Genomic DNA, 18,348 nt, shown 5'->3' on the forward strand with positions numbered 1-18,348 from the left:
CAGCACGCCAGTCATCGCCCACAGTCAGTTTGCCCCAATTTGGCACACTCCTTGCTTTTACTGTTGCCACAAGATAAAGCGAATTGGCGCGACACATAACTTTTTCATTCTTGGAGGACTGCAATGTCAAAGACGCTCGAACTGATCAAAGAGAGCGAAGCCAGATGGGTAGACCTGCGCTTCACTGATACCAAAGGTAAGGAACAACACGTTTCCATTCCTTCTAAGGAAGTGAACGGCGAGTTCTTCGAAGTAGGCAAGATGTTCGATGGTTCCTCCATCGCTGGCTGGAAGGGCATTAACGAATCCGACATGGTTCTGATGCCGGTTGACGATACCGCATTCCTGGATCCGTTCACCGACGAGCCGACCGTTATCATTCGCTGTAACATCGTTGACCCGATCACCGGTCAGGGCTACGAGCGCGACCCGCGTTCCATCGCCATGCGCGCCGAGGAATACCTGAAGTCCACCGGTTACGGTGACAAGGTTCTGATGGGCCCGGAGCCCGAGTTCTTCGTATTTGACGACATCACCTGGGGTGCCGAAATGGGCGGCGCCTTCTACAAGATCAACTCCCAGGAAGCGGCCTGGTCTTCTGGCGCCAGCTATGCCGAAGGCAACATGGGTCACCGTCCGGGCATTAAAGGCGGCTACTTCCCGGTTCCGCCCGTCGACTCCCTGCACGACATCCGCGCTGCCATGTGTGCCGCGATGGAGCAGATGGGTCTGGAAATTGAAGTACACCACCACGAAGTGGGTACCGCTGGCCAGTGTGAAATCGGCGTTGGCGCCAACACCCTGACCAAAAAGGCTGACGAAGTTCAGATCCTGAAGTACGCGGTGCACAACGTGGCCCACGCTTACGGCAAAACCGCCACCTTCATGCCCAAGCCGCTGGTAGGTGACAACGGTTCCGGTATGCACGTACACCAGTCCTTCAGCAAGGACGGCGTGAACCAGTTCGCCGGTGACGCCTACGCTGGCCTGTCTGAAACTGCCCTGTTCTACATCGGCGGTATCATCAAGCACGCGCGCGCTCTGAACGCCATCTGTAACCCGGGCACCAACTCCTACAAGCGTCTGGTTCCTGGCTTCGAAGCACCGGTAATCCTGGCCTACTCCGCGCGCAACCGCTCTGCGTCCATCCGCATTCCGTTTGTGCCGAGCCCGAAAGGCAAGCGTATCGAAACCCGCTTCCCGGACCCGATCGCCAACCCCTACCTGGCCTTCGCTGCACTGCTGATGGCTGGTCTCGACGGCGTGAAGAACAAGATCCACCCCGGCGACCCGGCGGACAAAGATCTGTACGACCTGGAGCCGGAAGAGCTGGCCGAGTACCCGACCGTTGCTTCCAGCCTGGAACAGGCCCTGGACGCACTGGATCAGGACCGCGCCTTCCTGACCGAGGGTGGCGTATTCACTGACGACGCCATCGACGCCTTCATCGCCCTGAAGCGTGACGAAGTACAGCGTGTGAACATGACCACTCACCCGGTCGAGTTCGAAATGTACTACTCCTGCTAATTCGCAGGTATCATCGCGGCACCGCCCCGGCTTTTGATATGAGGGCGGCGCAAAGATGACGAGAAAGCCCGCACTTCGGTGTGGGCTTTTTTTTTGCGACGCAGATGGCTAGCCTTAGCATTGCAACAGAACACAAAAAGTGAGGCAGGATTGCCCATGAACAAATGGTCCATCAAAAAATGGTTGCTCCCGCTGGTATTGGTGCTGGCGGTGCCGGCGATGGCGCTGCAGGATTCGGGCGCGCAATCGGGTGCGGAGGATGACAAATCCTCCAGTGGCACCAGTGTCTACAAGATCGTCGGTCCCGACGGTCGGGTCACGTTCAGTGATACCGCACCCGCGGGTTCCAGGGCGGAGAAGGTCAAGATAGGCCCCACCAACGTGCAGCCGATTGCGCTGCCCGTGCCCCTGCCGGTGCGCAAGCTGTCCCCCCGCAGTGACGAGGATCGCGGCGACCTGGGGCCGGTGAATTTCGCCATCGTCAGCCCGTCCAACGATGCCACCATCCCGCCGGGGCAGCGCTTTATCGTGCTGCAGGTGGCGCTGGAACCGGTGCCCCGCGACGGTTATGCCTTCTACGCGGTGATCGACGGTCAGCGCTGGTCCGGCACTTCTTCCGGCACCAGCCTGGATATCTCCGCGCTGGAGCGCGGTTCTCACACCATCCAGGCGGTGTTGCTGGATGCCAGCGGTCGGCCACTGGCGCAGTCGCAGATGATCCAGGTGCATGTAAAGCGTCCCGGCGGCCAGATCCCGGATTTCCCCGCGGAGCAGGCCCCGCAGATGCCCAAAATGCCCCAGGCACCGGGTGTTGCCAATCCACCGAAACCCCAGCCACGCTGATACGCGCCGCCGGTTTCGCCGGGCGCCATCTTCGGCGTCCGGCACTACGTCCCCTCCTCTTTCCCTTCCTCCATCTCAGTCATTCTTCTCAGTCATTTCGCCGCCATGCTGCCGCGCCTGGCGCCGCTTCTGTCTGCGTGCCCAATTGTGAGCGGCATATCTGGCTATTTTTCGATCGTCGCACCATAATGGTGCGCAATATGGCGGTATCTTTTCTCGGTGCCCCTGAAAGTTTCCTGTGAATCCGGTTTATGCGCCATTTTGGTTTGCTTTTTGCACTGCCATTAGGCGAACCGGAGAAGTGAACCAAATCGCAACTCGCAACCTCGGAAGACCGAATGCTCAACGATCGCCAGTTACGCCTGCTGCTGGACAACCTAACGTCGGCTGTCTTGGTGCTCGATGAAAACCTGTCGCTGTGTTACCTCAACTCGGCGGCAGAAGACCTGGTGGCAGCCTCCAGCGCCCGCGCCATCGGCCTGCCGCTGGACGAGGTAGTGCGGGAATCCCGCTCCCCGGAACAGGCGCTGCGCGCAGCGCTGGCCACCGGTGAGAAGTACACCGTGCGCCGCGCCCTGTGGTTTCTGCACAACCTGGAAGAGTGCACCGTGGACTACTCGGTGACGCCGCTTACGGATCTCGGCCTGCTGCTGCTGGAAGTCCAGTCCATGGACCGCCTGCTGCGCATCGCCCGCGAGGACGCGCTGCTCTCCGCCCAGGAGACCACCCGCAACCTGGTGCGGGGCATGGCCCACGAGGTGAAAAATCCCCTCGGCGGAATTCGCGGAGCGGCACAGTTGCTGCAACGGGAGTTGAAGGATCTGGGTGACGATGGTCTCGGGGAGTACACCCAGATCATCATCGAGGAGGCGGATCGCCTGCGCAATCTGGTGGACCGCATGCTCGGCCCGCGCAAGCCGGTGAAGCTGCAGCCGGTGAATGTGCATTCGATCACCGAGCGGGTGGCGCAGCTGATCGAGGCGGAGTGCGATGGCGCGCTGGAAATCAAGCGCGATTACGATCCCTCGATTCCGGATATTCCGGCGGACAGCGAACAGCTGATCCAGGCGGTGCTGAATATCGCCCGCAACGCCATGCAGGCCATTGCCGAGAATATCGGGCTGGCGGAGGGTGAGCTCACCATTCGCACCCGGGTGCAGCGACAGTTCACCATCGGCCGTCGCCACTGCGCGCTGGTGTGCCGTATCGACGTGGTCGACAACGGCCCGGGGATTCCGGAAGACATCCGCGAGCGAATTTTTTACCCGATGATTTCCGGGCGCGCCGAGGGCTCGGGGCTGGGGCTTTCCATTTCCCAGCACATCATCAACCAGCACCGGGGGCTCATCAAATGTGAGAGCCGCCCGGGACTGACCGAATTCCAGATTTATCTGCCGCTGGCCAACGATTAGGGGCCGGCGGGGACGAGAACCAGTAGTACGAAAATTATTAGAAAGTAATCACAGAGCCGGAAAATTATTATGAACAATCGCGTATGGATCATTGATGACGACCGCTCCATCCGCTGGGTGCTGGAGCGCGCCCTTTCCCGGGCGGGTATCGACACAACCTGTTACGAAAATGGCGATCGCGCGCTGGACGATTTTTACAGCGAATCACCGGATGTGGTGATCAGCGATATTCGTATGCCCGGTTCCGATGGCTTCAAACTGCTGCAGCGCTTCCAGGCCGAACGCCCGTCGCTGCCGATCATCATCATGACCGCGCACTCGGACCTCGACAGCGCGGTGGCGGCCTACCAGGGCGGTGCCTTCGAATATCTGCCGAAACCCTTTGACGTGGACGAGGCGGTAGCGGTGACCCGCCGCGCGCTGGCCCACGCCAATGAACAGCAGCCGGAAGAGCCGGTGGTGATCGAAAACGGCACCGGCAACAAGGAGATCATCGGCGAGGCGCCGGCGATGCAGGAGGTGTTCCGCGCGATCGGCCGTCTGTCCCACTCCAATATCACCGTGCTGATCAACGGCGAATCCGGTACCGGTAAGGAACTGGTGGCGGCGGCGCTGCACAACCACAGCCCGCGCAAGAGCCAGCCATTTATCGCATTGAACATGGCGGCGATTCCCCGGGACCTGATGGAGTCCGAGCTGTTCGGCCACGAGAAAGGTGCCTTCACCGGCGCCAGCGCCCAGCGCGCCGGCCGCTTCGAGCAGGCCAACGGCGGCACGCTGTTCCTGGATGAAATCGGGGATATGCCCGCGGAGACTCAGACCCGTCTGCTCCGGGTGCTTGCAGACGGGGAGTTCTACCGGGTGGGCGGCCACACCCCGGTAAAAGTGGATGTGCGTATCATCGCCGCCACTCACCAGAATCTCGAGCGTCTCGTCGAGCAGCACAAATTCCGCGAAGACCTTTTCCACCGTCTCAACGTTATCCGCATCCATATCCCGCGTCTCGCCGATCGCCGCGAAGACATTCCCCGCCTGGTGCGACACTTCTTCAATATCGCCGCCAAGGATCTCGGGGTGGAACCGAAAATCCTGCTCAAGGACACCGAGGAATACCTCTCCGGCCTCGGCTGGCCCGGTAACGTGCGCCAGCTGGAAAACACCTGCCGCTGGATCACCGTGATGGCCTCTGGCCGCGAAGTGCACATCGACGACCTGCCGCCGGAGCTGCACCAGCAGAGCGCCAGCAGCGAAGTGCCGCAGGACTGGCAGAAAGCCCTGCGCCTGTGGGCCGATCAGGCGCTCGCCACCGGCCAGCGGGAAATCCTCGGCCAGGCCGTGCCGGCGTTCGAGCGCGCGCTGATCGAAATCGCCCTCAAGCACACCGCCGGTCGCAAACGCGACGCCGCCGAACTGCTGGGCTGGGGGCGCAACACCCTCACCCGCAAGCTGAAAGAACTGGGCATGGGCGGCGGCGAGGACTGACAGCCGCCACCTCCGGCGATATCATTGCCACGGGCACCCTCGGGTGCCCGTTTTCATTTGCGCGCTGTCGGCCAGAGGCCGCGCCGTATCCATCTCTGCTTTAATGCCAGATAGCTACCCACAAGTATTGATCCCGGAGTCTTTCATGAGTGACCTCCCCCACTGTCCCAAGTGCCAGTCGACCTATACCTACGAAGACCGCAACCTGTTTGTGTGTCCGGAATGCGGGCACGAGTGGTCGGCGCAGCAGGGTGCGTCGGACGCCGATGACGGCCTGGTAATTAAAGACGCCAACGGCAATCTGCTGGCCGACGGCGACACCGTGACCGTGATCAAAGACCTCAAGGTCAAGGGTTCGTCACTGGTGGTGAAAGTGGGCACCAAGGTGAAGAATATTCGCCTGGTCGAGGGGGACCACGATATCGACTGCAAAGTGGACGGTATCGGCCCGATGAAACTGAAATCTGAATTCGTCAAAAAAGCCTGATTCCCCGCGCTGCCGGCGGAGAACAATTCGCCGGCAGATCGCTCTGCGCTGGTCCAGACTTGCCCATAACCACGGGGTTTTTCTGGAACATACATGGCCATAACGAGGTCGTTTTCTGATTTATCGCTGACCGGGGTGTATTTCGCTTCCATCCTGCTGGTGCTTGCAGCTCTCGCCTGCGGTTACCTGGTGGGGCGCCGGCTCGGGAGAAGCCGCAAAGGTCACCGGGATGATCCCTCCATGGGCAGTGCGGTGGCCGCCACTCTCGGTCTACTGGCTTTCATGCTGGCACTCACCTTCAATATGACCGCCGACCGTTTCGGCCACCGCAAGGCGCTGCTGCTGGAAGAGGTCAATGCCATCGGCACCACCTACCTGCGCACGGATTTTCTGCGCGCGGACAATCGCGCGCGCGCGCGCCAACTGTTGCTTGATTACACAACCTTGCGCGGTTTTGACCCGCACACGATGAGTGCGGAGGATTTTCTGCATGACATCCGCCGCAGTGAGCAAATCCAGCGCGAGCTGTGGCAGCTGGTGGAGAAGGAAATAGCCGCTGGTACCGAAAGCGTTCGCCTGCGCGCCTTCTACGAACCGCTGAATCAGGTCATCGACCTGCACACCTCACGCCTGCAGGTGGGCATGGAATACCAGGTGCCGGCGCCCATCTGGGCGGCGCTCTATGCGATTACCGCGCTGGCGGTGTTTGGCATTGGCTTTCAGCTGGGGGTCAGTGGCAGCGGCTCGAAACTGGTGGCACTGGCAATGGCCATGGCATTTGCGCTGGTGATCCTGCTGATTGCAGATCTCGACCGCGCCGGCGAGGGGATGCTGGTAGTGGACCAGGCGCCGATGAAGAGCCTGGCCAGGCAGATGAAAGAGAGTGGCGACGGCACACGATAAGGTTGCCGCTACAAGGAAGTGCTCACAGCTTCACGATCGTCAGCGTGATGGCGCCGATGTCAAAGCCCCATTTGCTCAGGTCCGATTCTCCGATCAGGGTATGGTCGTCAATCAAGTACATGCGATCGTCGACGCTGATATTGATCGTGCGCCCACCGTAGGGTACTTGCAGGACATAGCCGATGAAGGCGCTGTTGCCGCTCACCGCCAGGTGCGCTTCACCCACTACATCTTCCGCACGCCCGATATAGTGGCGCTCATTGCCGCTTGCTTGTCGAAATTCCAGCTGCCAGTTGCGGTATTGAATTTCGCCGTCATCAAACTCGAATTTTTCTGCCAGCAACCCGCGCCCACTGCTCCAGGTTCCATTTAGTGTCGCCGTAAATCGCCGGGTTACCTTGCCCGCGCGGTTTTTCACGATACCGTGCGCGCGCAATGGACCATTGAAAAATTGCTCGGGTGTGAACAGCGGCGTGTTGCCGGCATAGTCTTCAACTGCCGGCCCACTGCAGGCCTGCAATAGTGGCAGTGTCATGGCCAATAACAGGGAGAGAGCGACTCGTATCATGGGAACACCTGTGTGCGTTGAGTTCCCGTTGATACGAGTCGCGCGTGCGGATAGATCAGTCCCCGCTGGTTTGTGTCGAGCCGCCTGGCTTGGACAAATCGTCCAGGGGGGATTGATCGCCCGGGGGCAGCAGCGGTTCGTCGCGGCTGATGAATTCGCGCATGAATATTTCCCAGAACGCCATGAACAGCGCCGCCAGCAGCGGGCCAATGGCGAAGCCGCTGATGCCGAACATGATGAGTCCGCCGACGGTGGAGAACAGCACGATATAGTCCGGCAGCTTGGTGTCGCGGCCCACCAGGATCGGGCGCAGGATGTTGTCCACCAGGCTGATCACCAGTACCCCGAAAATCATCAGCACGGTGGCTTTGACCGCTTCGCCGGTGGAATACAGATAGAGCGCAGCGGGGAACCAGATAATGGCGGCGCCCACCGCCGGCAGCAGCGACAGTACCGTCATCACCACACCCCACAGCAGCGGCGCCGGCAGCCCCAGCGCCCAGAAGATCATTCCGCCCAGTGCACCCTGAGTCACCGCCACCACCAGATTGCCCTTGATGGTGGCGCGGGTGACCTCGGCAAATTTTGCCAGCAGCAGTTTTTCCCGCTCATCGCCCAGCGGCAGTGCGCGAATCAGCAGTGCCACCAGTGCGTTGCCGTCGCGGATCAGGAAGAATGTCAGGTACAGCATCAGCCCGAGGCTGACAAAAAAGTTGAGGGTGTTCTGGCCCAGTGCCAGCGCATTTTTTGCAATCAGGCTGCCGGCGGTCATCAGTCCTCCCAGCAGGCGCTCCTTGATGCCGTCAAAATCCAGACCGAAGCGCTCGAGTGCGGCGTTAATACCCGGGAAGGCCGCGCGCACCTGCTCGACCTTGGCGCCGAGGTTGATCTCACCCGACTGTACTCTCTGGTACAGGTCCACCGCCTCACTGACAAACGAGCTGGCCACCAACAGCACCGGGATCACGACCACGATCAGGCACAGCAACAGGGTCAGCAGCGCGGTGAGGTTTGGCCATTTGGGAAAACGGTGCAGCAGGTAGCGGTACAGCGGGTGGAAAATCAGCGCGACCGCACAGGCCCAGAAAATTGCGGTAAAAAACGGCTGCAGCAGCAGTACAAAGGCGACGGTTACCAGTAGCAGGGTGAAAATAAATGAACGTCTTTCCAGTTTTTCCTGCACTGCCGGCTCCCTGATTTTTGTTATGCGCGTGCTATATGCGTCGGACGATGAGCCGCTAATGTAACCAGATAGCGCGGTGCTTACCAGCGACGGTAACCACAGGTGTCCACGTGAAAACGGATGCCGCTGTAGATGCCGAGCCCCATTTTCCATTTGCGCCCATGGCGCTGGTGGATCTTGCGCAGTTTTGGCAGCAGTTCACTGCGGGTGTAATCCGCCTCCGGAATCATGTCGAGGCCGCAGAAGTGCAGGTGTTTACTGGAGCGCGCGCCCCCGGCCTTGGCGTTGTACTTGGAGGTGCGCCAGCCGGAGAGCACCACCACCGGGCCGATTTCCGGCACCACAAAATTTTTGATCACCTCCAGGGTGTTCACCATGGTTTTCCAGCTGCGCTCCGGTGGAATGGCGAACGGGGGCTCGCCCACTTTCTGCCAGTCGCTGCCCTGGCGCAGCAGTACGAACGCGGGTAGCACGTCGCCAACCCCTTTGGTGTCGAGGAAAAATTTCAGTTTGACAAACTGTTCCCGGTTGTTGTCCTCGTCGAGGAATTTTTCAAACGCGCCCACCGAGGCCGCGGGATAGCCTTTTATCTTGAACGACATCGGTGTTTCCGGGGTGATCGGGATCCTCTCGGGCTCGGGTACCGGAATATATTCCACCGGGCGCACCACCCGCTCCGCCAGCTCGCGTACTTTTTCCACCGTCAGCACGATGAGTGCCAGGGAGCATGCGAGCACCAGCGCGCTGATCCAGATCACCCGTCGGCGCTCGATGTGAATATCGACAAACTCGTGATCCGGGGTTTCTTTGATATCCATGCTGGTGACGACTCAGCTACCAGCGGCGATAACCGCAGGTGTCCACGTGAAAGCGCACGCCGCTGTAGATGCCGAGCCCCATATTGCTGGCGGGGCCGAGGCGCGCGTGCAGGTTGTGCAGTTCTTCGACCAGTTCGGTGCGGCCGATATTCGAGCGCGGTACCAGGTCCACACCGCAAAATGTCCGGTGCTTGCTCTTTTGCGAGCCCCCCGCCTTGTGGTTGTAGGTCTCGGTGCGAAACGCAGAGACGATATCCACCGGGCCGATGCTGGGGATAACTTCATCGCGGATCAGCTTCAGGGTGGCGACGATATTCGGCCACTGCTGTCGCGGCGGAATGGCGAACGGCGGCTCTTTGATGTCCAGCCAGTCGGAACCCTGGCGCAGCAGGTTTTCGGGCTCGATGGTATCGGCCACCCCCGCCTCCTCGAGAAACAGCACAAACTGGTCGAACTCGCGCCGGTTGGCACCGGTGCGCAGGAAATCTTTGAGGCTTGCGGCGGTGGCGACGCGGTAGCCCTTGAGCTCGGTGTAGGGCTTTTCCCGCGCCTGGAACTGCAGGTAAACCCACAGGCCCAGCAACAACACCAGCAGCAAGGCGGCCACACCCACTACCACCCACCAGTTGGTCTGCTGGCTGGGGGACAGATGGTCGTAGCGGCGTTTGACGGTGGAAAGTGGATTGCCTGACGGCATGCCCGCTGCCTGTTTGCGTTGTTGGTCTAATGATGTGGGGGCGACGGGAAAACGATTGCCGGGAATCGCCCCTCCACAAACTATAGCTCTCCAGTGGCGGGCTGGCGGACACAAAAAAGGCGGTCACAGTGACCGCCTTTTCGCTAGATCGATACGCTATCAGGCCTTGGGGCCGGCCGCGTTGATCGCATCGCTGACCGCGAACTTGCCGATGTTATCGGCAAACAGGGCCGCCAGCTTTTTCGCAGCCGCGTCGTAGGCCGCAGAATCGGCCCAGGCATTGCGCGGGTTGAGGTAGGACTTGTCCACGCCCGGTACTTCCAGCGGGATTTCCAGGTTCATGATGTCCAGGTGCTCGGTGCGGACGTTGTCGAGCGCGCCGTTCTGGATCGCCGCGACCACCGCGCGGGTGACCGGAATCGGGAAGCGCTTGCCCTTCTCGCCGGAGCCGCCGGTCCAGCCGGTGTTCACCAGGTATACCTTGGAGTCGAAGCCCTCGATGCGCTTCATCAGCAGGTCCGCATACTCGCGCGGCGCGCGCGGCATGAAGGGAGCGCCAAAGCAGGTGGAGAAGGTCGGGTTGATGCCCGCTTCCGCACCCAGCTCGGTGGAACCTACACGCGCGGTGTAGCCGGACAGGAAGTGGTAGGCAGCCGCTTCCTTGGACAGGATGGCTACCGGGGGCAGTACGCCGGTCACGTCACAGGTCAGGAAGATCACGTTCTTCGGTTCGCCGGCGCGGTTCTCCAGCTGTCGCATTTCCACGTGCTCCAGCGGGTAGGAGCAGCGGCCGTTCTCGGTCAGGCTGGTGTCGTCGTAGTCCGGTACACCCGCGCTGTCGGTCACCACGTTCTCGACGATGGCGCCAAAGCGGATGGCATCCCAGATCACCGGTTCGTTCTTCTGGCTCAGGTTGATGGTCTTGGCGTAGCAGCCACCTTCCATGTTGAACACGCCGCCCTTGGCCCAACCGTGCTCGTCGTCACCGATCAGGTAGCGCTCCGGGTCTGCAGACAGGGTGGTCTTGCCGGTACCGGACAGGCCGAAGAACAGGCACACATCGCCGTCCTTGCCCACATTGGCCGCGCAGTGCATCGGCATCACGTCTTTTTCCGGCAGCAGGAAGTTCTGCACGGAGAACATCGCCTTCTTCATCTCACCGGCGTAGCGCATACCTGCCAGCAGTACCTTGCGCTGGGCGAAGTTGATGATCACGCAGCCTTCAGAGTTGGTGCCGTCGCGGGACGGGTCACACTCGAAGTTGGCCGCGTGCAGGATGCGCCACTCTTCTTTGCCTTTCGGGTTGTACTGCTCGGCGCGGATAAACATGTTGCGGCCGAACAGGTTGTGCCACGCGGTGTGGGTGGTCACTTTCACGGGAATGTAGTGATCCTCGTCCTGGCCCACGTGCAGCTGTTGTACAAAGCTGTCATGGCTGGCGACGAAATCTTCCACACGGCTCCACAGTGCATCGAACTTGTCCGCCGGGAACGCGCGGTTCACGCTGCCCCACTCGATGCTGTCGGCGGTGGATGGCTCCTCCACCACGAAACGGTCTGCCGGAGAGCGGCCGGTGCGCGCACCGGTAACGGCTAACAGAGCACCGGTGTGCGTGAGGTGGCCCTCGCCACGCTGCAGAGCCTGCTCCACCAGTTGCGCGGCGGAAAGGTTAGAAAATACCTGCACCGTATCGACTTGCTGTGCCATTCGCTTATTACCCATGAAAGTTGTATCACTGAAATAAATAGTAGGGGGTGCCGCCAAATATCGCGACAAACTCAAGGCCTTCGCGAGTTGGTACAGCGGCCAAACCTCGCGCGCCGGCGCATTATGGCAAACTTCAAATTATGATCACAGAAAAACCGCACATTTTTTGATCAAAGACAGCGTTGTCAGGAAAATATTTCGCTGTTTTTCATCAAAAATTATGATGTAGTTTTTTTACTTCATAAATTTGGGGAATATTGATGGTTCTGTAGTTTCAACTACAGTCAGAAACTTGCCTGCAAGCGAACCGATCGCTGGAACGGTTTGTGACTGGCAGGTACAAAAAAGCGCGCCATGGGCGCGCTTTTGGTCAGCGGGGTCAGTGCAGGGTGTGCGGCGGGGCGTTGAAAAGCTCCTCGACCTTCTCGCGATCGAAGCGGTAGGTGCGGTTGCAGAACTGGCAGTCTGCGGTGATCTCCCCGCCCTGCTCCTCCAGCAGTGTGTAGACATCCTCCGGGCCCATGGCGATCAGCGCGCGCGCACTGCGCTCGGGGGAACAGCTGCACTTGAAGCGGATATTGGCGGTGCCCAGGGTCGCCGGTTCCAGCTCGTGGAACAGGCGCACCAGCAACTGGTCGTGGGGCAGGTTGTGCAGCTCATCGGCGGTGACGGTGGAGGCCAGGTGCACCCCGGTTTCCCAGGCGTCGGCATTTTCCTCTTCCGTGGCGGCGTTGTTGCCCGGCAGTACCTGCAGCATGATACCGCCCACGGTGTCGGCGTTGGACTCTATCCAGAAGCGGGTCTTCAGCTGTTCGGACTGGGTAAAGTAATCCTCCAGGCACTCCGCCAGGGTGTCTTTCTCCAGTGGCACAATGCCCTGGTAGCGCTCACCCTCCTGCGGTTCCACGGTGATCACCAGCGCACCGCGGTTGCCCACCAGCTCGCGCAGGGTCGCATCCGGTTTGATTTCCGCACCTTCGGCGACCCGCGCCAGGCCGCGCACATCGCTGTGGTTGGTGCATTCCGCTACCAGCAGGGGAACGTCGCCTTCACCGCGGGCCTGCAGCATCAGGATGCCCTCGAATTTGAGCGTGGTGGAGAGCAGGCAGGAGGCGGCGAGAAACTCGCCCAGCAGCCGCTGCACCGGCAGTGGCAGGTGGTTTTGCTCAAGCACTTCCCGGTAGGCCTTGGTGAGTGTGACCAACTGGCCGCGCACGTCGTGCTTGGAAAAAATAAAGCGTTCCAACTGGTCGGACATGACTGGGTGCCTCGCTGAAAATTTGGGGGTGGCGATTTTAGGGCCTGCCGCGTCCAAATACGATGACCTTCAATGGGCAGCTTTTAATCTTAGCGACTAATGTTAGCGAGCATGGCGCGGGGAAACCGCCTGCCGTGGCCCGCTCAGCCGCAGTGCTGGCGGATCTGCGCTTCCAGCTTGACCGCTTCCTGCTGCCGCTCGCGTTCGCTGACGGTGGATTCTTTACCGTTCTCATCCACGAAATACACCCGCCCCTTCAGTATCTGCAGCTGCCGGCGCGCGTGCTTGCAGGCGTTCAGTTGCTGTTGCCGGCTTTGCGACTGCTGGGACTCTTTGCGTGCCGCGTATTCCTGCTCGATCTGCCGCGACCGCGCGGTATCCGGGAAATCCTGGCGCAGGGTGGGGTCGGCACCGTTAATGGGCTTGAGTCGTCCATCCAGCGATTCCGCCTTGGCTTCAACTGGCGGGCGGTCGCCAAAGTGAACCTTGCCTTCCGCGTCTACCCAGCGGTATAGCTCGTCAGCACTGGTACTGAAGGCCAGCGCGAAACCGGCCAGTAGTGACAGAGAATACTTCACGGATTCCTTCCCTGATTCCTAACGTTACCGGACCTGGAGTTACTGGACCTGGCCGAGCGCTTCCGCGGCGGTGCGTTCCGCCAGGGTGCCAAACAGGCCTTGGGAGTGGCGCTCGGGGATCTGGTAGGTCTGCAGGATCAGTGGCTGCTGCTCACGGGCGGCGGCGGTATCCAGCACCATGCGGTAGCCGGAGCTGTCCCGCAGCTCGACGAATTCCCCTTCACTGGACTCCATCAGCTGTGCGAACTGCAGGAAATCGTGGACCTGCTCGCCGTTGACCGACTCGATGATCCAGTTTTTCCAGTCGTGATAGCCGAGGTTCACCGGCGCCGGCAGTACCTTCAGCGCCACCACCAGTTCCTGTTGCTCGGGGCTCGACCACTGGTTGCGCGCGTTGAGGTATTCAATCGGCGCCTTGGAGTGCCAGTTGTTGCCCCAGCGCTTGATCAGGTTCATGTTCAGCGGCACAAACACCACGCCGCCGTAGATATAGTAGCGCGGGCGCTGGTCGAACTTTTCCCCCTGCACCAGCGAGCGTGAGGGCGGGGTGGCGGCGAGGGTGATCTCGGCGTTATGGATCTCACCATTGCGGGAGAATCTCACCGGCAGCTGCTCGCCCACGTGGTGGTGATCCACCGCATAGTGGTAGTTGGTGCGCTGGTTTTCCCGCCACTCGATGGTGCGGTCGGCGGCGATATCGAAGCCGTCCACCTGCAGTAGTACGTCTCCCGCCTGCAGCACCTGCGCCGCTGGCGCGTCTTCAAATACCCGCACCACCAGCGCGCCTTCCTGGTCTTCCTCGAGTCCGGCCGCGGCCTTCATCGACGGACTCTCCAGGCTCTGGGTCACCGCGCCGAGTTCCGGGAAGCCCTGGTGCACACCGTCTTCGGAATCCTGCAGCACGTGCTCGATCACGCTCGGCGGCACAAAGTAGCCGAGGTTTTCGGCGCCGTTGCTGTTGTTGGTCTGCATGGCGACACCGACGATCTTGCCGTTGGAGATCACCGGGCCACCGCTGTTGCCGGGGTTGATGGCGGCGTCGATCTGGCCGGCCATGAGATAGCTCTCGGCGTGGGCGTAGTACTGGTGTTCTACCCGGGATAGCACTCCGCGAGTGATAGACAGCGACTTGCCACCAATCGGGTAGCCGTAGACGGTGACCTCTTCCTGCAGTTCGGGGAGGCTGCCGAAGGGCAGCGGGCGGGTGTCGTCGAAGAAGGTTTCGTCGTCCACAGTGAGCAGGGCGAGGTCGGCGTCGTGGGAGACGAATTTGACCCGCGCGCGGAATTTCTGCGCGTCGCCGTGGCGCTGGACCTGGATATAGCTGCCGTCGGCGATGACGTGGGCGTTGGTGAGGATCTGCTTGCCTTTGATAACGGCGCCGGAGCCGGACAGTTGCTGGGCGTTAAGCAGGGCCCAGGGGTTGAAGTAGTCGGGCGCGGCGGCAGTGGTGTAGATCTTGATGATCGAACGCTTGAGCTGCTCGTGCTCGCGACTGTCGGCGTGGGCGAGCTGGGTGAAACAGAGAATCAGCAGGCAGATCTTCAGCAGATGTTTCATTGCGGCTTCTTGGTTATTCGTTGGTTTGGGGGAGTTTAGCACTCTGATTGGCGTGCAGTAGTTTGGGGTGCTGTGGCGGTCGGGTGCCGGGGATGGAGTTTCAGGACCGCTGTGAATACGTCCCTGTACGCTTCGTCGGCAACTTCCCTGTTGCCGACGATCCTGAAACTCCATCCCCGGCCCCCGCCCTTCGCATCTAATTCCTGCACTACGTAAGCAAAGTACTTTGCGCTAATCCTGTGATTCACGAATGAATTTGTGGATTTGCCGGCGCTGTTTTTTGTTAGGGCGTTCGCTCTGGATCATTGCGTTATTTGCCTTTCTATCAGCCGCAAATTGTTCGCGCTTCGCAATACTGTCTTCCGTTTCCCGGTAAAGCGTCTGCGCAACATCCGCTCCGCGACGCTGATCGGAAAGCGCAATTACCTCCACGATTTTTTCATCAAAGCCCTGGCGAATGGTCAGGGTAATCCCGAGAGAAATTTCCTTGCTGGCTTTGATTCGCTGGCCATCAGCATGAATTTTCCCACCCTCAATCGCTTGTTTGGCGAGACTGCGGGTTTTAAAAAATCGCGCGGCCCAAAGCCACTTATCAATACGAACCTTGTCCATCAGTTAAGTTTCTAACCAAAAACAATTGCTACGAAGCCAAATTCGCGATGCGAAGGCGGAGTGCCGGGTGCGGGTTTTCAGGAGCGTCGCAAACAGGATGTTTGCGCCGCAGCGCCCAAGGATGGGTTTACAGCGGTCCTGAAAGCCCGCACCCGGTGCTCCGCCGCCACAGCAGGTAATTCCGGGGTGCCCCAAAAACCTCAGCGCGCTCCCAAAATCTCATCAAAATCGTGAATTGCGGGGAACTCGGAAATCTCGCGGGAAGGACTGCGGCTGTCCGGCTGGCGAATACACAATAGATTCGCAATACCGTATTCCCGCGCCGCACCCAACACATGCAGGTTGTCGTCCACAAACAGCGTGCGCTCCGGGTCAAACGGCTGGCGCTCCTGCAGTGAATGCCAGAACAGTACACTCTCTTTCGCATGCCCCAGATCGTGGGAGGAAATGATTTCATCGAGCCACTGATCAATCCCGGTCACTTCCAGCTTATGCATCAGGCCATCCGGGTGTGCATTGGTCACCAGCAGCGCGCGCTTGTTCATCTGCCGCAGACTGCGCAGGAAATTGTCCGTGTGCGGGCGCAGTGCGATACGGTCTTCGATCTCGCGGTAGATCGCCGGCACATCCAGCTTCAGCGCCTCAGACCAGTAGCGCAGGCAGTACCAGTCCAGAGTGCCGCGCAGCGCGTCGGTCTTCTGCATTACCAGCGTCTGCGCTTCCACCAGCGAAATGCCATTCACCTCCGCATAGCGCTGCGGCAGGTGCTCCAACCAGAAATGATTGTCGTAGTGCAGATCCAGCAGGGTGCCGTCCATATCCAGCAGCACCGTGTCGATCCGGCTCCAATCCAGCGTGACCATCTCGTCGCACAGCCCTCGTCAAACAGCTCCGGTAACGGAGCTGTACAAAAAAACAACGGTCATTATCCACTAAGCCTGGCGCGCCGCCAAATCCGCGCGTATCAGCCCCACCACCAGCAGCGCCTGCGCCGCGTAGTAGGTCAGCATGATCCAGGTGCCGGCGAGCGGTACCGGGTCCACAAAGCGGTTGATCGCAATCAGCGCATCGGAGGCCATAAATGTCAGTGCCCCGGCGAACAACAGTGATGAACCACTGCGGTGGGCGGCGGCGGATATCGCCATGGCGCTGATCGCCAGGATATACAGCCCCACTGGCAGCGCCAGCTCGCCCGCTCCCGGCAGTACCTGGTTACCCAGCAGCACAACCGCCACCAGCACCGCAAAAGCGCGCCCGGCCAGGCACAGGCTCAGCTTGCCACTGCGGGCAAAGGTCACGGTGTAGGTCAGCTGTGCCAGCAGGAAGGCGCCGAGGCCGAACAGGAAGTGGTTGGCAAAGGGGATCGCCAGCAGTACGTCGCCGAGGGCAGAGAGGCCCAAGGCCAGCAGGCACAGTGCGCGGGTGCCGCCAGTGAGCCGCTGCGCGGCGAGCCACACCAGGATGCCAATGGGTACTATCTTTAGTGCCGCCATCCACAGGGCCTTGGGCCCCGTGGCGTCCAGCAACATATACAGCGCCGCCACCAGCACAAACAGCAGGGTGGCCGGTTGCGGCAGCGCCGTCGGGCTTGCATCGGTGTGGCGGTCCGGATTCATCGCTAGGTCGTTCATGGAGTCTCCTGGTTTTTATCTTTGTAGTGGGGGGAGTATTCTTGCGCGAGTATTCGCGAAAGCGGGTGGCGGAGCAAATATGGCGCCCGTCCAATCAGTATCCATTCTCTTTATCGTCTTATCAGGGAGCGACAGATGAAAGCCAGCAATATCCTCGAAACCATTGGCAACACCCCGCATGTGCGTATCAACCACCTGTTCCGGGATGATATCGAAGTGTGGATGAAGGTGGAGCGCTTCAACCCCGGCAGCAGCATTAAGGACCGCATCGCACTCAGCATGATCGAGGATGCGGAAAAATCTGGTGTGTTGAGGCCAGACGGTGTGATCGTCGAGCCCACTTCCGGCAATACCGGGATTGGTCTGGCGATGGTGGCCGCGGTGAAAGGCTACAAGCTGATCCTGACCATGCCGGAGTCCATGTCCATTGAGCGGCGCAAGCTGATGAAAGCGCTGGGGGCGGAGCTGGTGCTCACTCCCAAGGAGAACGGCATGCCCGGTGCCATTGCCAAGGCGGAGGAAATCCTGTCGCAGAACGCCAACAGCTGGATGCCGCAGCAGTTCACCAACCCCGCCAATGTGACCGCGCACCGTACTACCACGGCGAGGGAAATCCTTGCGGACTTCCCCGAGGGGCTGGATTACCTGATTACCGGTGTCGGTACCGGCGGGCATATCACCGGCTGTGGTGAGGTGCTGAAAGATGCCATGCCGAACCTGAAGGTGTTTGCGGTGGAACCGGAGAAGTCCCAGGTGATCGCGGGCAAGGAAAAGGGTATGCACCGCCTGCAGGGGATCGGCGCGGGCTTTGTGCCGGAGGTACTGAACAAGGGCATCCTCGATGGCACCATCCCGGTCAGTGAGGAGGACAGCTTTGAGATGGCGCGCCAGTGTGCGTTGAAGGAAGGCATCTTCGTGGGTATCTCCTCCGGCGCCTCCCTCGCCGCGCTCAAGCAGAAACAACAGGAGCTGGCGCCGGGCAGCCGGGTGCTGGTATTCAGCTACGACACCGGTGAGCGCTATCTGTCCATTGAAGACCTGTTCAGCGCCTAGGGAATCACTGAAAACGACTGCGCGTGCGC

General features: G+C 60.3%; 18 protein-coding genes. 7 read left to right on the top strand and 11 right to left on the bottom strand.

Going from position 1 to position 18,348, the window contains the following annotated elements; all coding sequences use genetic code 11:
* Positions 1 to 123: 123 nt before the first annotated feature.
* The 6 genes from glnA (at position 124) to R5R33_RS10480 (ending at position 6,654) form a co-directional block, all read left to right on the top strand.
* Positions 124 to 1,527, top strand: coding sequence for a glutamate--ammonia ligase (glnA, locus tag R5R33_RS10455; RefSeq protein ID WP_318952643.1), 1,404 nt, complete (start codon positions 124 to 126; stop codon positions 1,525 to 1,527).
* A gap of 156 nt (positions 1,528 to 1,683) precedes the next feature.
* Complete coding sequence (locus R5R33_RS10460) at positions 1,684 to 2,370, top strand: DUF4124 domain-containing protein (RefSeq protein ID WP_318952644.1); 687 nt, start codon at positions 1,684 to 1,686, stop codon at positions 2,368 to 2,370.
* Positions 2,371 to 2,708: 338 nt separating this feature from the next.
* Positions 2,709 to 3,782: a nitrogen regulation protein NR(II) gene (gene glnL, locus R5R33_RS10465; protein ID WP_318952645.1), complete on the top strand. Its 1,074-nt coding sequence runs from the start codon at positions 2,709 to 2,711 to the stop codon at positions 3,780 to 3,782.
* Positions 3,783 to 3,851: 69 nt separating this feature from the next.
* Positions 3,852 to 5,264: a nitrogen regulation protein NR(I) gene (glnG, locus tag R5R33_RS10470; RefSeq protein ID WP_318952646.1), complete on the top strand. Its 1,413-nt coding sequence runs from the start codon at positions 3,852 to 3,854 to the stop codon at positions 5,262 to 5,264.
* Between the two features lie 145 nt (positions 5,265 to 5,409).
* Positions 5,410 to 5,751: a zinc ribbon domain-containing protein YjdM gene (locus R5R33_RS10475; protein ID WP_318952647.1), complete on the top strand. Its 342-nt coding sequence runs from the start codon at positions 5,410 to 5,412 to the stop codon at positions 5,749 to 5,751.
* 93 nt (positions 5,752 to 5,844) lie between these two features.
* On the top strand, positions 5,845 to 6,654 hold the full coding sequence (locus R5R33_RS10480; RefSeq protein WP_318952648.1) for a bestrophin-like domain: 810 nt from the start codon (positions 5,845 to 5,847) through the stop codon (positions 6,652 to 6,654).
* 22 nt (positions 6,655 to 6,676) lie between these two features.
* Here R5R33_RS10480 and R5R33_RS10485 read toward each other — a convergent pair whose 3' ends face one another.
* The 11 genes from R5R33_RS10485 to R5R33_RS10535 form a co-directional block, all read right to left on the bottom strand.
* Positions 6,677 to 7,222 carry a DUF3833 domain-containing protein gene (locus R5R33_RS10485; RefSeq protein ID WP_318952649.1) on the bottom strand — a complete coding sequence of 182 codons (546 nt, stop codon included), beginning with the start codon at positions 7,220 to 7,222 and terminating at the stop codon, positions 6,677 to 6,679.
* A gap of 55 nt (positions 7,223 to 7,277) precedes the next feature.
* Positions 7,278 to 8,405 carry an AI-2E family transporter gene (locus R5R33_RS10490; RefSeq protein ID WP_318952650.1) on the bottom strand — a complete coding sequence of 376 codons (1,128 nt, stop codon included), beginning with the start codon at positions 8,403 to 8,405 and terminating at the stop codon, positions 7,278 to 7,280.
* Positions 8,406 to 8,485: 80 nt separating this feature from the next.
* Positions 8,486 to 9,223, bottom strand: a complete 738-nt coding sequence (locus tag R5R33_RS10495) for a D-Ala-D-Ala carboxypeptidase family metallohydrolase (protein WP_318952651.1) — start codon at positions 9,221 to 9,223, stop codon at positions 8,486 to 8,488.
* Positions 9,224 to 9,239: 16 nt separating this feature from the next.
* Entirely contained in the window at positions 9,240 to 9,920 is a 681-nt protein-coding gene (locus R5R33_RS10500) for a D-Ala-D-Ala carboxypeptidase family metallohydrolase (protein ID WP_318952652.1), read from the bottom strand.
* A gap of 159 nt (positions 9,921 to 10,079) precedes the next feature.
* Positions 10,080 to 11,627 carry a phosphoenolpyruvate carboxykinase gene (locus R5R33_RS10505; protein ID WP_318952653.1) on the bottom strand — a complete coding sequence of 516 codons (1,548 nt, stop codon included), beginning with the start codon at positions 11,625 to 11,627 and terminating at the stop codon, positions 10,080 to 10,082.
* 379 nt (positions 11,628 to 12,006) lie between these two features.
* Positions 12,007 to 12,885, bottom strand: a complete 879-nt coding sequence (gene hslO / locus R5R33_RS10510) for an Hsp33 family molecular chaperone HslO (RefSeq protein ID WP_318952654.1) — start codon at positions 12,883 to 12,885, stop codon at positions 12,007 to 12,009.
* 143 nt (positions 12,886 to 13,028) lie between these two features.
* Positions 13,029 to 13,463, bottom strand: a complete 435-nt coding sequence (locus R5R33_RS10515; RefSeq protein WP_318952655.1) for a DUF4124 domain-containing protein — start codon at positions 13,461 to 13,463, stop codon at positions 13,029 to 13,031.
* 39 nt (positions 13,464 to 13,502) lie between these two features.
* Positions 13,503 to 15,023: a S1C family serine protease gene (locus R5R33_RS10520; protein WP_318952656.1), complete on the bottom strand. Its 1,521-nt coding sequence runs from the start codon at positions 15,021 to 15,023 to the stop codon at positions 13,503 to 13,505.
* Between the two features lie 231 nt (positions 15,024 to 15,254).
* The gene (locus tag R5R33_RS10525) at positions 15,255 to 15,635 is read right to left on the bottom strand and encodes an RNA-binding S4 domain-containing protein (RefSeq protein WP_318952657.1); all 381 of its coding nucleotides are present in this window, start codon (positions 15,633 to 15,635) and stop codon (positions 15,255 to 15,257) included.
* Between the two features lie 200 nt (positions 15,636 to 15,835).
* Complete coding sequence (gene yrfG / locus R5R33_RS10530) at positions 15,836 to 16,498, bottom strand: GMP/IMP nucleotidase (RefSeq protein WP_318952658.1); 663 nt, start codon at positions 16,496 to 16,498, stop codon at positions 15,836 to 15,838.
* A gap of 69 nt (positions 16,499 to 16,567) precedes the next feature.
* Positions 16,568 to 17,266 carry a lysoplasmalogenase gene (locus R5R33_RS10535; protein WP_318952659.1) on the bottom strand — a complete coding sequence of 233 codons (699 nt, stop codon included), beginning with the start codon at positions 17,264 to 17,266 and terminating at the stop codon, positions 16,568 to 16,570.
* Between the two features lie 135 nt (positions 17,267 to 17,401).
* On the opposite strand from R5R33_RS10535, the gene cysK reads away from it, so the two are divergent.
* A complete protein-coding gene (cysK, locus tag R5R33_RS10540; RefSeq protein WP_318952660.1) occupies positions 17,402 to 18,319 on the top strand; it encodes a cysteine synthase A in 918 nt (305 codons plus the stop codon).
* Positions 18,320 to 18,348 lie beyond the last annotated feature (29 nt).

The sequence above is a fragment of the Microbulbifer pacificus genome, assembly GCF_033723955.1.
GTDB classification, from domain to species: Bacteria; Pseudomonadota; Gammaproteobacteria; order Pseudomonadales; family Cellvibrionaceae; genus Microbulbifer; species Microbulbifer pacificus.

Excerpts from the sequence above, each read along its gene's own strand:
- glnA (WP_318952643.1), top strand. The coding sequence starts at position 124 with ATGTCAAAGACGCTCGAACTGATCAAAGAGAGCGAAGCCAGATGGGTA.
- R5R33_RS10460 (WP_318952644.1), top strand. The coding sequence starts at position 1,684 with ATGAACAAATGGTCCATCAAAAAATGGTTGCTCCCGCTGGTATTGGTG.
- glnL (WP_318952645.1), top strand. The coding sequence starts at position 2,709 with ATGCTCAACGATCGCCAGTTACGCCTGCTGCTGGACAACCTAACGTCG.
- glnG (WP_318952646.1), top strand. The coding sequence starts at position 3,852 with ATGAACAATCGCGTATGGATCATTGATGACGACCGCTCCATCCGCTGG.
- R5R33_RS10475 (WP_318952647.1), top strand. The coding sequence starts at position 5,410 with ATGAGTGACCTCCCCCACTGTCCCAAGTGCCAGTCGACCTATACCTAC.
- R5R33_RS10480 (WP_318952648.1), top strand. The coding sequence starts at position 5,845 with ATGGCCATAACGAGGTCGTTTTCTGATTTATCGCTGACCGGGGTGTAT.
- R5R33_RS10485 (WP_318952649.1), bottom strand. The coding sequence starts at position 7,222 with ATGATACGAGTCGCTCTCTCCCTGTTATTGGCCATGACACTGCCACTA.
- R5R33_RS10495 (WP_318952651.1), bottom strand. The coding sequence starts at position 9,223 with ATGGATATCAAAGAAACCCCGGATCACGAGTTTGTCGATATTCACATC.
- R5R33_RS10500 (WP_318952652.1), bottom strand. The coding sequence starts at position 9,920 with ATGCCGTCAGGCAATCCACTTTCCACCGTCAAACGCCGCTACGACCAT.
- R5R33_RS10505 (WP_318952653.1), bottom strand. The coding sequence starts at position 11,627 with ATGGCACAGCAAGTCGATACGGTGCAGGTATTTTCTAACCTTTCCGCC.
- hslO (WP_318952654.1), bottom strand. The coding sequence starts at position 12,885 with ATGTCCGACCAGTTGGAACGCTTTATTTTTTCCAAGCACGACGTGCGC.
- R5R33_RS10520 (WP_318952656.1), bottom strand. The coding sequence starts at position 15,023 with ATGAAACATCTGCTGAAGATCTGCCTGCTGATTCTCTGTTTCACCCAG.
- R5R33_RS10525 (WP_318952657.1), bottom strand. The coding sequence starts at position 15,635 with ATGGACAAGGTTCGTATTGATAAGTGGCTTTGGGCCGCGCGATTTTTT.
- yrfG (WP_318952658.1), bottom strand. The coding sequence starts at position 16,498 with ATGGTCACGCTGGATTGGAGCCGGATCGACACGGTGCTGCTGGATATG.
- R5R33_RS10535 (WP_318952659.1), bottom strand. The coding sequence starts at position 17,266 with ATGAACGACCTAGCGATGAATCCGGACCGCCACACCGATGCAAGCCCG.
- cysK (WP_318952660.1), top strand. The coding sequence starts at position 17,402 with ATGAAAGCCAGCAATATCCTCGAAACCATTGGCAACACCCCGCATGTG.